General features: G+C 71.4%; 11 protein-coding genes. 4 read left to right on the forward strand and 7 right to left on the reverse strand.

Annotated elements, in window-relative coordinates; translation table 11 throughout:
- Positions 1-186: 186 nt before the first annotated feature.
- Positions 187-2,535, reverse strand: coding sequence for a GH92 family glycosyl hydrolase (locus AB0P41_RS24260; RefSeq protein ID WP_365934130.1), 2,349 nt, complete (start codon positions 2,533-2,535; stop codon positions 187-189).
- Positions 2,536-2,744: 209 nt separating this feature from the next.
- Here AB0P41_RS24260 and AB0P41_RS24265 point away from each other — a divergent pair, with 209 nt between their 5' ends.
- Both AB0P41_RS24265 and AB0P41_RS24270 read left to right on the forward strand, forming a co-directional pair.
- Positions 2,745-3,908, forward strand: coding sequence for a PP2C family protein-serine/threonine phosphatase (locus AB0P41_RS24265; protein WP_365934132.1), 1,164 nt, complete (start codon positions 2,745-2,747; stop codon positions 3,906-3,908).
- 100 nt (positions 3,909-4,008) lie between these two features.
- The gene (locus AB0P41_RS24270) at positions 4,009-5,286 is read left to right on the forward strand and encodes an MFS transporter (protein ID WP_356711116.1); all 1,278 of its coding nucleotides are present in this window, start codon (positions 4,009-4,011) and stop codon (positions 5,284-5,286) included.
- Positions 5,287-5,326: 40 nt separating this feature from the next.
- On the opposite strand, the gene AB0P41_RS24275 is transcribed toward AB0P41_RS24270, so the two are convergent.
- Complete coding sequence (locus AB0P41_RS24275; protein ID WP_365934133.1) at positions 5,327-5,689, reverse strand: DoxX family protein; 363 nt, start codon at positions 5,687-5,689, stop codon at positions 5,327-5,329.
- An 80-nt stretch (positions 5,690-5,769) separates the two neighbouring features.
- Here AB0P41_RS24275 and AB0P41_RS24280 point away from each other — a divergent pair, with 80 nt between their 5' ends.
- The gene (locus tag AB0P41_RS24280; RefSeq protein WP_365934134.1) at positions 5,770-6,621 is read left to right on the forward strand and encodes a LysR family transcriptional regulator; all 852 of its coding nucleotides are present in this window, start codon (positions 5,770-5,772) and stop codon (positions 6,619-6,621) included.
- Between the two features lie 136 nt (positions 6,622-6,757).
- Positions 6,758-7,714: a hypothetical protein gene (locus tag AB0P41_RS24285; RefSeq protein ID WP_365934136.1), complete on the forward strand. Its 957-nt coding sequence runs from the start codon at positions 6,758-6,760 to the stop codon at positions 7,712-7,714.
- Between the two features lie 98 nt (positions 7,715-7,812).
- On the opposite strand, the gene AB0P41_RS24290 is transcribed toward AB0P41_RS24285, so the two are convergent.
- The 5 genes from AB0P41_RS24290 to AB0P41_RS24310 form a co-directional block, all read right to left on the reverse strand.
- Entirely contained in the window at positions 7,813-9,078 is a 1,266-nt protein-coding gene (locus AB0P41_RS24290; RefSeq protein ID WP_365934137.1) for a M23 family metallopeptidase, read from the reverse strand.
- A 330-nt stretch (positions 9,079-9,408) separates the two neighbouring features.
- The gene (locus tag AB0P41_RS24295) at positions 9,409-10,008 is read right to left on the reverse strand and encodes a class F sortase (protein WP_356711129.1); all 600 of its coding nucleotides are present in this window, start codon (positions 10,006-10,008) and stop codon (positions 9,409-9,411) included.
- Positions 10,009-10,097: 89 nt separating this feature from the next.
- Positions 10,098-10,487: a hypothetical protein gene (locus AB0P41_RS24300; RefSeq protein ID WP_365934139.1), complete on the reverse strand. Its 390-nt coding sequence runs from the start codon at positions 10,485-10,487 to the stop codon at positions 10,098-10,100.
- A 101-nt stretch (positions 10,488-10,588) separates the two neighbouring features.
- Complete coding sequence (locus AB0P41_RS24305) at positions 10,589-12,616, reverse strand: ATP-binding protein (protein ID WP_365934140.1); 2,028 nt, start codon at positions 12,614-12,616, stop codon at positions 10,589-10,591.
- Positions 12,600-13,322 carry a response regulator transcription factor gene (locus tag AB0P41_RS24310; protein ID WP_356711135.1) on the reverse strand — a complete coding sequence of 241 codons (723 nt, stop codon included), beginning with the start codon at positions 13,320-13,322 and terminating at the stop codon, positions 12,600-12,602. The genes AB0P41_RS24305 and AB0P41_RS24310 overlap by 17 nt, the downstream gene beginning before the upstream one ends.
- Between the last annotated feature and the right edge of the window lie 11 nt (positions 13,323-13,333).

A 13,333-nucleotide genomic window follows, 5' to 3' on the forward strand; every position in this document is an offset into this window, starting at 1 on the left:
CCCGGGTAAGCGGCTTTCGGCCGAAGAGCCGGGGGCCTTTAGCGCCTCTGCACCGGGGCTCACAGTCGAAGCGCTTCGACGACTCCGGGCGCATAAGCGTCACGACATCCGCCTGACGACCGGAACCGGCCGGGGCGCTGGGTGCGCCCCGGCCGGCTCGCCTGCGGACAGGTGTTGTTCAGCGGGTCACTTGAGGGCGGGCGGGCCGGCGTCCGCCGAGGTCCCCCACCGGGAGGGCTCCGTACCGACCTCGAAGGACAGCTCGCGTGTGCCGCGGATGTCCTCGGTGGTCAGGTAGGTCTTCCCGTACGCGGCGCCGTCCGTGCGCGCCGACTGGACGTAACGCGCCGAGTCGGAGGTGCCGGGAGCCTTCACCGTCAGCCGGCCCTCGGGGTAGTAGCGCCGGTCGAGGGTCAGGTCCACCCGCTCGAAGACGGGGGTCGACAGGCCCCAGGTGTCGGTGCCCGGCTGGACCGGGAAGATCCCGATCGAGGACAGGACGTTCCAGGCGGACATCGTCCCCAGGTCGTCGTTCCCGGTCATGCCGGTCGGGGTGTCCGTGAAGAGCGTGAGCGCGGCGTGCACCACGTCGGTCGTCTTCCAGGGCTGGCCCGTGGAGAGGTAGGTGTAGGGGGCGATGAGGTCGGGCTCGTTCTGCGGGTTGTACTTGTCCGCGTTGTAGTAGTCGTACGGCCCGTTCACCCAGACCTCGCGGGCGGTCTTCGCCGGGTCCCGCAGCAACTGCTCGTAGGCGAAGAACGAGTCGAGCCGCTCGTTGGCGGACTCCGTGCCACCGATCAGGGAGACCATGCCGGGCAGGTCCTGCGGGACGAGCCACTGGTACTGCCAGGACGTGCCTTCGTGGAAGCCCTCGCTCTGCGCCGGGTCGGCGGGGCCGGTGAAGGCGCCGTCCGCGTCCCGTGCGCGGAAGAAGCCGGTCGAACTGTCGAAGATCTTCCGGTAGTTCTGCGCCCGCTCCGTATAGCGCGCGGCGTCGTCCTCGTGACCGAGCTCCTTCGCCATCTGTCCGAGCATGGCGTCGGACAGCGCGTACTCCAGGGTCGCGGAGGCACCGTGGTCGTAGTCGGAGTCGCCCGGCTTCACATGGGCGCGCCCCTTGATGTACGGCGCGAAACCTTCGGCGAGGTACTCCTTGTTCGCCTCACGGCCCACGGGAGCGGACTCGGCGGGCGGCACACCGTCGGCGTTCTTCTTCAGCGCGCGGTACGCCTGCTCCTCGTACCCCTTGAGCAGACCCTGCTGGTAGGCGTTGGTGAGGAACGGCGTGACGGGGTCGCCGGTCATGATGTTCGTCTCGACCGTGCCGTAGCCCCACTTGGGCAGCCAGCCGCTGTCCTCGTCGATCTTGATGACCGAGATGGCCATGTCGCGGGACTCGTGCGGCGCGAGCAGCGACAGCAGCTGCGCCTGGGTGCGGTAGGTGTCCCAGAGCGACCAGTTCTGGTAGTAGGTGAATCCCCTGGCGCGGTGGATCTTCTGGTCCCAGCCCGTGTAGCGGCCGTCGACGTCGCTGCCGATGTTCGGCGCGAGGAACGAGCGGTAGAGGGACGAGTAGAAGGTCCTGCGCAGGGTCTCGCTGCCGCCCTTCGCCCGGACGTCGTCGAGGCGGTCCTCCCAGGCCGCCTGGGCCGAGCGGGCGACGCGGTCGTACGAACGCCCGCCCTCCTTACGGAGGTTGAGGGCCGCTCCCCTGGCGTCCACGTACGAGATCGCGGTGGTCGCCTCGACGGTGCGGTCCTTGGAGGTGTCGAAGCGCACGAAGGCGCCGTTGCGCTCGGAGGCCGCGGACGAGGACGTCGAGCCTTCGGTGACCTCGTCGCCCTTCCAGGTGCCGGAGGTGGTGAACGGCCGGTCGAAGCGGGTGATCGTGTACACGGTGTACGGCTTGGTGTCCTGGCAGAAGCCGCTGCCGGTGATGGCCGTGCGTACGGTGCGGTCGTCGAGGATCTCGACGTCGGTGTCCACCGTCTTGTGCAGCGACTGGCCCGCGTTGATGAGGACGTTGGCCTTGTCCGTGGCGGGGAAGGTGTAGCGCTGCACTCCGGTGCGTTCGGTGGCGCTGAGCTCGGCCTTGATGCCCGACTTCAGACCGACCTCGTAGGTGCCGGGGCTCGCCTTCTCGTCGTCGTGGCTGAACTCGGCCGCGTATGCGGCGTTGTCCGTCGACGTGATGTCACCGGTCGTCGGGAGCACCGGGAGGTCACCGCCGAGGCCGCAGCCCACACCGGAGATGTGGACGGTGGAGAAGCCCCTGATGTGGGTCTCCGAGTAGTCGTAGCCGGTGTTGTGCCCGGTGTCGGGCGAGAACTGCACCATGCCGAAGGGGACCGCGGCGCCGGGGTAGGTGTTGCCCTCGTTCTCGGTTCCGATGAACGGGTTGACGAGATCGGTGAGCCGGGCGCGCTCGGCGTGCCCCCCTCCGTCCGCCGCGGCGGGCGCGGCGACGGCGCCGCCGAGGAGGGCGGCCGTGGCGGCCGCCGCCCCCGCCCCGCGAATCCAGTGGGTCCATCTCATGGAATGAGCGCCTCTCCGACGTAGACAACGTTGTCATGCGCACTGCGCGATCATTCTTGGCCCGCATGCGTGTACTCGTCAAGAGTTACGGCAGGCGGGCGGCCCGGGACCCGCTTCCGCGTGCGGGGGAGGGCTTCCGGCGCCATGGTCGAAAGAGGACACAGAGCCCCTGACGGAGGCCGGCCTGTTTCACCCCCGGAGGCAATGCCGTGAGCCCGCACCGAACCGCGACAGGGCTGACGTCGCACGCACCGCGGAACGAGAACGATCTGCTCCCGCGGTGGGCACGGTTCGCACCGTTGGCGCTGGTGGCACTGGCACTGGCGATCGACCTGCCCACGCCGGGGGCCTTCAGCGGGGATGTCTTCCTGATCCTGAGCTCCATGATCGCGGCCTGCGTGTACACCCTGCGGGCCGTGGTCGGGGTCGCCGTCCTGAACAGCCTGGCCGGATTGGTGCTGCTCTTCGCGGAGCACTTGCCGTCCGACGGCGAGCACGCGGTGGTCGACTACGTCGCCATGGTGGTCCTCGCGTGGGCGTCCGTGCCACTGTGCCGACTGCGGCTCTCCCTTCTGCGCAGACTTCTGGGAGCCGAGCGTGTGGCGGAGAGCGCCCAGCGCGCCGTGCTGCCACCTGTCCGGGCGTGGTGGGGGAACACATGGATCGCGGTGCGCTACGAGGCCGCGTCCGCCGCGGCCTCCGTCGGAGGCGACCTGTACGCGGCGGAGCACACCCCGTACGGCGTGCGCCTGCTCATCGGCGACGTGCGCGGCAAGGGGCTGGACGCCGTTCCCGATGTCGCCGCCCTGGTGGGCAGTTTCCACGAGGCGGCGCACCACACGCCGACGCTCGCCGAGCTGGCCCGCCACCTGGACGAAGCGGTGTCCCGGCACACCCGGGAGACCGCCGCGGTCGGCGGAGAGAGCGACCTCGACGGTGAGCACTTCATCACTGCTGCCATCGCGCAGATCCCGGACGACGGCACGGAAGTGCGTCTCATCAGCCGGGGGCACTGCCCGGCCTTCCTGGTGAGCGGGAACGACCTGCAGGTCTGGGAGCCCGAGCATCCCGGCCTGCCTCTGGGGCTCGGCGAATTCGACACGGGCCCGTGGGCCGACGAGTCGCGCCCCTTCGGCCCGGGGAGTCTGCTCCTGCTCTGCACGGACGGGCTCCTGGAGGCACGCGACACCGAGGGGCGCTTCTACACACCGGACAAGGTCCTGCGGGAGGCGTGGAGCCTGGGCCCGCCGGCCGTGGTGGACCGGCTCGCCCAGGCAGTCCTCACCCACACGGACGGTGTCTTGAGGGACGACCTGGCGTTGGTCGCCGTCACCCGTGCGGATCACGGTCCGGAACTGCGGCGCCGGCGCTGAGACCGCCCCGTCCGGCGGGCCCGCAGAGTGTGACCACGGGACACCGTTGAGGCAGACCTCGCCCTCTGACGGTGTGTGGGGCCGCTGCTAGCCTGCGCCCATGAGCAAGGGAAGACCGCCCGGCCGTATGGCTCACATAGCAGGGAGCAGCAGGTCGGAGCGCGTACTGATCCTGGCCAGCTTCGTGAACCGGGTCGGCAACGGGCTCTTCAACACGGCGTCGGCGCTCTACTTCACCTTGGTCGTGGGCCTCCCCGCGGTGCAGGTGGGGGCCGCGCTCACCGTCGCCGGCCTGGCCGGCCTGCTCGCGGGCGTACCGGGCGGCCATCTGGCCGACCGACGTGGCCCGCGCACCGTCATGATGCTCGCCCTGGCTGTCCAGGCCGTGGCGATGTCCGCTCTCGTGCTCGTCGAGAGCTGGGCCGCCCTCACCGTCATCGCTGCCGTCGACCAGCTTGCCGCAGCCGTCGCCGGCGCGGCCTGGGGGGCCCTGGTGGTCAGGGTCGGTACCGACCGCCCGGCGCTGTTCAGGGCGAAGCTCCGTACGTACGTGAATCTGGGCGTCGTCCTCGGCACGGTGGGTGCCGGATTCGCGGTCGCCGTCGGCACGCGCGCTGCTTACGTCGTGCTGATCCTCGGCGACGCGGCCAGCTTCGCGTTGTGTGCCCTCCTCCTGTTCCTGCTCCCCCGCTACAGGGCGCCGGCGCCGCCCTCGTGGGAGGGCCGGCGCTGGATCGCTCTCACCGACCGTCCGTTCGTGGCCTTCACCGCCCTCCACGGGGCGATGGGGCTGCAGTACCCGGTGGTCTCCCTGCTTCTGCCGATCTGGATCTCGGAGCACACGGACGCGCCGCGGTGGACCGTGGCCGCGGTGTCCGCGATCAATTCCGGGGTCTGCGTCCTGTTGCAGACCAGGATCGGGTCCCGCATCGAGACCCTCCGCGACGGCGGCAGGGCGTTCCGCACGGCAGGACTGCTCTTCCTCCTCAGCTGTCCGATGATGGCCCTGGCGGCGCACGCTCCCGTGTGGGCGGCCGCCGGCCTCGTGGTCGCGGCGATCTTCGTGCACAGTCTCGGGGAGATCTGGGAGTCATCGGCCGGCTTCGCCCTCGGCTTCGGCCTGGCACCGGACCACGCCCAGGGCCAGTACCAGGGGCTTCTCGGACTCGGCTTCAGCGCGGGCCAGGCGCTCGCTCCCGCCATCCTCACGACCGTCGTGCTCGGGATGGGCACGACGGGCTGGCTGGCCCTCGGCGTGTTCTTCGCCGCCGTGGGGGCGGTCGGCCCCACGATCGAACGCTGGGGCACACGAACGCGGTCCCCCCAGGAGGCCGCCGCTGCGAAAACCGGCGGAGAACCGGACCAGGCGCGCGTGTGACCGAACTTCTCCGCGCACCTGGTGCCCCGTCTGCGCCCCGTCACAGCCAGGTGGAGGCCGGCCAGACGAGCACGGCCGCTGCCGCGAGGAGCCCGAGGTTGAGTGTGATCCGGCGGTCCTCACCGGTCCTGTGGACGACGATCGCGCCGAGTTGCAGGATCACGAACCCGATGGCCGCCGCGAGCGCAAGCCAGGGTGCGACACCGGTCAGTGGAGGAAGGATCAGCCCGGTCGCGCCGAGTATCTCGACCACCCCGAGTGCCCTGACGGCCGGCAGAGGCATGCGGTCGACCCAGGCCATCATCGGGCGGAGCTGATCGCGGCTGCGGATCACCTTCAGCACGCCTGCGTACAGGTAGAAGAGGGCGAGCACCCCCGCGATGATCCAATGTGCGATGTTCATGGCTCCAGTGCACCGGCGCCGCCGCGCTCCTGTCCAAGACCTGTTCCGTCAAGCCGATACCCGGCGCGTATCGTTGCAGCGTGGAGCTCCGTACCCTGAAGTATTTCGTGGCAGTCGCCGAGGAACTCCACTTCGGTCGGGCCGCCACGCGACTGCACATGAGTCAGCCGCCGCTGAGCCGGGCGGTCAAGCAGCTCGAGACCGAGGTCGGTGCCCTGCTGCTCGTCCGCTCGCCTGCCGGCGTCGCCCTCACCCCCGTGGGCGCCCTGCTGCTCGACGAGGCGCGCGCCCTGCTCGACCACGCCGACCGCGTACGCCTGCGGGTGACCTCGGCGGCCGGCGGCTCGACCGTCACTGTCGGCATCCTGGGCGACAGCACCGACCCGGCGGCCGGCAGGCTGGCCGCCGCCTACCGTCGTAGCCACCCGGGCGTCGACATCCGCATCCGCGACGCCGACCTGACCGACCCGACCTGCGGACTGCGCGCCGGACTTGTCGATGTCGCCCTGACCCGGGCGCCGTTCGACGAGACCGCCCTGACGGTGTGTGAGCTGCGTTCCGATCCGGTGGGCGCGGTCCTGCGCGCCGACGATCCGCTGGCCCGCCGCGAGAGCCTGCGGCTGGCCGACCTGAGCGACCGCCGCTGGTTCCAGTTCCCGCAGGGAACCGACCCGCTGTGGCGGTCGTACTGGAACGGCGGCGAGCCGCGCGAGGGGCCGGTGGTGCGCGTGGTCCAGGAGTGCCTGCAGGCCGTGCTGTGGAACGGCACGGTCGGCCTGGCCCCGCTCGGCCACGACATGCCCGCGGGGCTGGCCGCCGTGCCGCTCACCGACATGGCGCCGAGCCGGGTGGTGGCGGTGTGGAACGAGGGTGACCCCAATCCGTTGGTCCGTTCGTTCATCGACATCGCGACGGCCGCGTACCGCCGCTGACGACTCCCCCGCCTGGCGCGGTCACTCGGCGGGCAGGCGCACGCCGATCGCCGGCGTCACCGCTGCGAGGGCGTGGACGCCGCGCACGAGAAAATTCGTGGCCGGGCCGTAGCCCTTGAGCTGATAATCGCTGCTCATGAGGCGTCATGAGCACGATGGAGACATTCCGGCCAACCCGGCCTTACGACGCGTGCTGGGACGGCCCGGCGGCCCCGAACTGCTGGACCTGCTGAGCAACGGTATGTCGGGTGCCGATCTGACCACGCTGCTGCTCGAGGTGTTCCGGCGCCGGGCGGATCAGCGCACGCCGGCGGAGGTGATGCGGCGCTACCGCGACGACCGGTTCGTGGCGCCCGCGCCGACCGGCTTCACCGCACTTCGCCGTACCGAGGACGCTCTGGTGTCCGCGTTGCCCGAAGGGTTCGAGACTCTCGTGCTTGCCCCTGTCCTTCCTCTGGCGGCCCATTCGGCCGTCGCGACCGTGGATCCGCGCAAGGTGATCGCGACGGTACGTGGCAGCGAGGTGGCAGCCGATCCGACGAATGCGCTGGCCCTGGAGGCGTCCCTGCGACGTTCTGTGGCCCTGGCCGCCGATCCTCGTTCACAGGTGCCGGTCAGGCTGGCAGCCAGTCAGCGGGTGACCCGGGCCCAGCACTTCGACGCTCCTGGGATGCTCGCCCACTTCCAGGTATTCGGCCTGGTGACCGCCGGCCGGGACACCGGTAACCGGTCCTTCGAACACCGGCAGCTGGCCGAGCATCTGCGGTTCGCGGCTGGAGCGTCGGCCGCCGCCGGGGCGCGGCACACGGAGATCCGGCTCACCTGCCTGGAGGACGTGTGCCGCCCGGTCGTCGATCGGATCCGCGGTGATCTCGCCGCGCTGCCGGGCGTCACCGTGATCGAGGACCCCGACCGCACGACCGGACGCGGCTACTACACGAGCATGTGTTTCAAGGTACGCGCCGCCGTTGACAGCCAGTACACGGAAGGCGGCGACGGCGGCTTCGTCGACTGGAGCCGGCTCCTCACCGGTAACCGTAAGGAACGCCTTCTGATCAGCGGCTACGGCGTCGACAGACTCGCCGGCCTCTGACTGCGCCGCCCTCCACGCACGTGGTCCGCAATCCGGCACGCCGCCGCCTCCGGGTCCCAGCCAGCTCGAAGGCCGGCATCGGCGCGTGGAGGGCCGGCTCAGCCGTCGTTGCCGAGCCAGGCGACCGGGTCCATGTACTGGCCGTCGAAGATGACCTCGAAGTGGAGATGCGGGCCGGTGGACAGGCCTGTCGAGCCGACCAGCCCGACGGGGTCCCCGGTGGTCACGCTCTGGCCGGCCGTCACGTGGAGGGCGGACAGATGGCTGTAGGTGGTCTCCAGCCGCTTTCCGTCGATGGTGCCGTGGTCGATCACCACGCGGTTGCCGTAGGCCGGGGTCATGCCCGCGGACTCGACGCGTCCGTCCCGCACCGCGGACACCTGAGCTCCCTGCGGCGCGCCGAAGTCGACGCCCGTGTGGAGCTTTGTGACCCCGGTCAGCGGGTGGGTGCGCGATCCGTACGACGAGGTGACGGTGAGTGTGGTGACGGGCGGCGCCATGAGCGCGCCGGAGGCCGGGCCGTTCTCCTGCTCGGGGTTGCGGCGGACCAGTGAGTCGTACTGCGGAAGCCGCTTCTTGACGTCCTCGACGAAGGCGCGGGCCGGGTCGGGGACCTTGCCGGCCTCCTTGACCTGTTCCGTCCCGGCCGCGTACGCGGCGAGCGTGAGGTCGGCGACGTCACCGTTGACGGTGCCCTTGGTACGGAGTGCGGTCACCTTCTTCGCCAGGGAGCAGTCCTGCCGCCCCAGCGCCATGATCGCGTCCCCGGCGTCGCGCGGCGAGGAACTGCCGTTGCCGTCGTCGTCCCGGCCCCAGGTCTTCCAGTCGGCGTCCGTGAAGCGGGCGATGCCCTGTTCGGAGAGGCTCGCGGTGTTGTCCTGCCATCCTGAGAGCTGGTCGATGTGCGCGGCGAGGAGTGCGGGGCTGACTCCCGTGCAGTCCGCCGTCGCCCTGCGCAGCCAGGGGACGTAGGAGCCGTCCACATTGCTGACAGCTGACTCGCTCGGAGCCGGGTCCTGCGGCGGGGCCAGGTCGAGGCCGCCGGTCAGGGCGAGGAAGAGGGCGGCACCGGGGACAATCACCAGGCTGGGCAGCACGATCAGGACGAAGGGGCGGGGGCCGCGCCTACGGCGTGGCGGCGTTGGCTTGTCGGCCGGACCGACGGCAGGAGAGGTACCGGCCGGCTTCGGCCCGGGCTCCGCGGGTTCGTCCCCCACGGGTTCGTACCCGGTTGCGCCGGCCGGTCCCGGGTGGCTCTGTGCCGGATCGTGGTGCGGTGCTGCGGGGTGCGGCCGGAGGCCGTCGTCGTGCGCGGTGGTTCCCACCATGTGGGGGAACGCCGCGCCTTCCCTGTCCTCGGTCACGTGCCGGGCCGGCTCCACGAGGGCGCCAGGTCGGGGCGTGATATCGGTGGGGTGTATCGGCTCACGCCCAGACGCTAGCAAGTGGGTGACGCGGCGTCACCGGCCGCGAGGACAGGCCGAACTGCCCGATGGGGCACTGTCTATGCCCGCCGGCTCCTCCTCCGTCCCCGTGCCCGGCTCCCCCTGCTCCTCGGTAGTCGGCACCTGCCGGCGGATGCCGTGCACGACCGCAACGGACGCCGGATCGTGGACGCGAACCGGGAACCGACCGGCCGCACGCGCCCCCGTGTGTGCGCGTGGGTGCGGGAAGTGCGGCCGGCCGGCTCCCCGTCAGCGCAGTTCCGCGTACACGATGAGGTTGTCCACGGGGTGCCCGTCGGCGTCGAAGGCTCCGTCGCACGTGATCAGCCGGAGAACGGGCTCATCGGTCGCTCCGTAGACCTTGTCCGTGGGAAAGGAGTTCTTGCTGACCGTCTCCGTGCCGGTGACCGTGAAGTGGGTCTTCTCCCCTCCCCCGCCGGACACCGCGATATCGGCCCCCTTGTCGATGGTGTGGAGGTCGTGGAAGACGGCCTTGCCGAACCGTGTGTCGTTGTGGCCGATGAGCACGGCCGCACCGGGCTCACCGGGAACGGCTCCGCCCGCGTACCAGCCGGCCGTCATGCCCTTGTCCGCGGGCGGGACCTCGACGGTGCCGTCCTCGTTGAGTCCCAGCCGCAGCAGCGTGCTGTCTATCCCGAGCGACGCGACGGTCAGCCGCGTGGGTGCCGGTGCCTTGGGTGCCTCCTTGGACGGGGGCGCGTCGGAGGCCGCCCCGGCGGACGGCTCGGGCGTGTCGGACGCCCCGCAGCCGGTGAGGGGGGCCAGCAGCAGAGCGGCTGCCGTGACGGACGCGGCCGTCCGCCAGGAGGAGTTGAGGGTGAGGGGCATGAACACTCCGTGTGCGGGGCGAGCTGAGGAGGGAGGGGAACGACGGGTGGCGCCGCCCCTGCGGCGGGGAGCGGCGCCACCGGGTGGGATCAGCCGTTGTGCTGTGCGGCGGACCGGCGGCGCAGCACGAGGACACCGGCGCCCGCGAGCAGCACCGCTCCGGCCGCGGAACCGTAGAGCGCCGTGTCACCTGCGCCCTGGGCCGGGCGCTCCCCGGCGTCGACGCCGCCACGCGGAACGGTGCCGGCCGGCACGGACTCGGCGGGGACCGGCGTCGACACTTCGGTGGGCTCGGCGCCTGCAGGGGCGGGGGTGGGGGTCGCGCTGCGCTCAGCGGCCTCCGGGGTGGAGGTCGCGCCGCGCTCGGCGGGTACCGGCGTCGGTGTGGCGTCGGCGACGGCCGCGGTGGACGGCAGCAGGACCGCGCCCAGGGCGGCAGTGGCCAGGACGGCGGTGCGCAGGGTCGGACGAAGGGACATGAAGAACTCCGATTCCAGCTCGGCGTTGATGGTGCCCGCGCACGGATGCGCGTCGGGCGCCGGGCATGCCCACAGACTGGAGCGAAGTTGTGAGGAAGCTGTCAGACCGTCATGTTCATCGGATCAGGGCCGGCCGGCGGCATCCGCAGGGTGAACACCGACCCCTGGCCGACTGTGCTGACCACGCCGGCCGTCCCGCCGTGCGCCTCGACGAGCTTGCGGACGATCGCCAGCCCCAGGCCACTGCCACCCGTACGCCGGCTGCGTGACTTCTCCGCGCGCCAGAACCGGTCGAAGACGTACGGCAGGTCCTCGGGCGCTATGCCTCGTCCGGTGTCGGCGACCTCCAGCACCACCTCCTCGTGCGCTTCCCCGGACCCGGGCCCGGTCACGTAGGCGCGCAGGGTGACCCGCCCTCCCGCAGGGGTGTGGCGTACGGCGTTGGACACCAGGTTGCCGATCGCCTGCCGCAGCCGGACCGGGTCGGCGGTGAGTTCGGGGACCGGCTCGTGTCCCTCCGGCGCGGTCACGGTGAGGCGGACCCCGGCGGCATCGGCCTGGGCCTGGTGGGCCGCCACCGCGTGGGCGAGCAGCTCCTCGATCCGTACGGGTTCGGGGTGCAGGCGCAGGACACCGGCATCGGCCGCCGACAGGTCCTGGAGGTCGTCGATGATGTGCTGCAGCTGCACCGCCTCCTCCAGCAGCGAGGAGACGAACATCTCGTCCACATCGGCGATGCCGTCCTCGGCACCCTCGAGCCACCCGCGGATGTTGCTCAACGGGGTACGCAGCTCGTGCGCGACATCGCTGACCATCACCTTGCGCTGTTCCTCCAACCGGGCGCGGTGCGCCGACATGTCGTTGAAGGCGGCGGCCAGCCGGCCGATCTCGTTGTCCGCTGCGACCACCACATGCGACGGTTCCTCGCCGTCCCGCATGCGCTGGGCCGCTCCGGTGAGGGCGTGGAGCGGCCGCACGAGCCGTACTCCGGCGAGGATCGAGGCTCCGACGGTGAGTGCGAGGACGAGCGCCGCGACCCCGGTGATCTTCGCCGTGTTCGCGGGGGAGAGCTCGAAGCCGGGCACGGCGCCGCCGCCGGGGTCGCCGATGAACAGCAGGGCGGGTGAGGCGACGTACGAACTGAGCTGCTCCTGGCGGGCGATGCCGACGCACGAGGCGATGTCGCGGTCGTTCTCGCTGTCCAGGGGTGCGGGGGTGGCGACCTCTGTCGGCAGGGTCTCCCGCGGGACGCTGACGCTGGGCACCGGCGTCGGCACGGGGGTGGCCGTCGCAGCGGCCGGCTCCTCGTCGGTTCTCCAGGAGAGGTCGAGATCGAGCTGTACGGCCTCGCGCCCCTGCCGGTCCAGGCACGCGTTGACGAGCTCGTTGAGGGCGGTGAGCGCCTTCGTCTCGGTTGCTGTGGGGCTGTCCAGGGCGTCCGTCGAGCACCGGCTGCCGCGCATGCGGTCCGGATCGTTGCCCACGACCTGGATACGGGGCCGCCCGCTCGGCCCTTCGACGACGTCGGAGGCGATCCCGGACCGGCTGAGGCACCGCACCGCCTCGTCGGCGGTGCGCCTCAACGACGTACGCTCCGCCTCGGGCAGCCTGAACGGTCCGACGGCCCGCGGGTCGACCCTGTCGTTGCCGGAGCGCTGCGCCCCGTCCGTGCCGGGTGCAGCGACCGTCACGGAGCCGGAGTCCGAGTCGGCCTCGGAGGTGGCGGTCACGGACAGCGGGTCCACGACCGCCGACGCCTGGGGAGGCAGGGCCGGAGGCGGCGAGGTGGACGACGCGGCGGAGTCCGCGAGGATCTGCCGGCTCTGCGTCGTCAGCGTGATCCGCCGGTCGGAGGCGTCGGCCAGCTCCTTCACCGTGGCCCCCACCCCGTCCCACGAGGGGTGTCCGGCCGCGTAGGCGAGCAGGGCGTCCAGGACCCGGGTGTCCGCCGCGAGGTTACGGCCCTGCTCCTGCTCGATCGCACCGGATGTGGTCTGTACGGCCAGCCACGCTGTCGCGGCGACCGAACAGGCCGCGACGAGGGCCGACACCGCCAGCAGCCGCCCGAGGAGGCTCTTGCGCAGCGGGAGCCGCAGGCGCGGTCCGCCGCGCTCAGCGCGCCTCGGCACGTGGGGCGCCCTTCTGCGGGTCCATGAGTTTGTAGCCGACTCCGAAGACGGTGAGGAGCCGGGCCGGCCGCCGGGGCGCGCGCTCGATCTTCTTGCGGAGGTTCATGATGTGCACGTCGACGGTCCGGCTGCTGATGTAGCGGTCGAACCCGTGGAGTTCGGCGAGCAGCTGCTCGCGGGTGAAGACCCGTTCCGGCTCCGCGGCCATCGCCGAGAGGAGTCTGAACTCCCCCGGTGTGCACTCGACTCCCGCACCGTCGACCGCCACTTCGTGACGTACGGGGTCGACGGCGAGCGATCCCACCCGCAGCACGTGGCCGTCCTCACGTCCGCCGTCCCGCCGGGTGCGCCGCAGGAGGGTGCGCACACGTGCCATGAGCTCCCGCGGGCTGTAGGGCTTGGTCATGTAGTCGTCCGCGCCCAGGTCGAGCCCGAGCAGCAGATCGTCCTCCGTGGCCCGGGCGGTCAGCATGAGGACCGCCAGCTCCCGCCCCTCGGAGCGCAGTATGCGGACCACGTCGAGCCCGTCCGCCCGGGGCATCATCACGTCGAGCACCAACAGGTCCGGACTTCCCTGTCGCGCCTGTTCGAGGGCGGCGAGGCCGTCGGACACCACCGTGACCGCGTGGCCTTCGCGTTCGAGGTAGCGGCGGACCAGCTCGGCCTGTTTCGCGTCGTCTTCCGCGACTATGACGTTTGCGCACACGGGGGTGATCG

The organism is Streptomyces sp. NPDC079167, assembly GCF_040686735.1.
Classification (GTDB): Bacteria; Actinomycetota; Actinomycetes; order Streptomycetales; family Streptomycetaceae; genus Streptomyces.

What these genes read in the sequence shown, in the direction of transcription:
- AB0P41_RS24260 (WP_365934130.1), bottom strand. Translation starts at nt 2,535, where the DNA reads ATGAGATGGACCCACTGGATTCGCGGGGCGGGGGCGGCGGCCGCCACG.
- AB0P41_RS24270 (WP_356711116.1), top strand. Translation starts at nt 4,009, where the DNA reads ATGAGCAAGGGAAGACCGCCCGGCCGTATGGCTCACATAGCAGGGAGC.
- AB0P41_RS24275 (WP_365934133.1), bottom strand. Translation starts at nt 5,689, where the DNA reads ATGAACATCGCACATTGGATCATCGCGGGGGTGCTCGCCCTCTTCTAC.
- AB0P41_RS24285 (WP_365934136.1), top strand. Translation starts at nt 6,758, where the DNA reads ATGAGGCGTCATGAGCACGATGGAGACATTCCGGCCAACCCGGCCTTA.
- AB0P41_RS24295 (WP_356711129.1), bottom strand. Translation starts at nt 10,008, where the DNA reads ATGCCCCTCACCCTCAACTCCTCCTGGCGGACGGCCGCGTCCGTCACG.
- AB0P41_RS24300 (WP_365934139.1), bottom strand. Translation starts at nt 10,487, where the DNA reads ATGTCCCTTCGTCCGACCCTGCGCACCGCCGTCCTGGCCACTGCCGCC.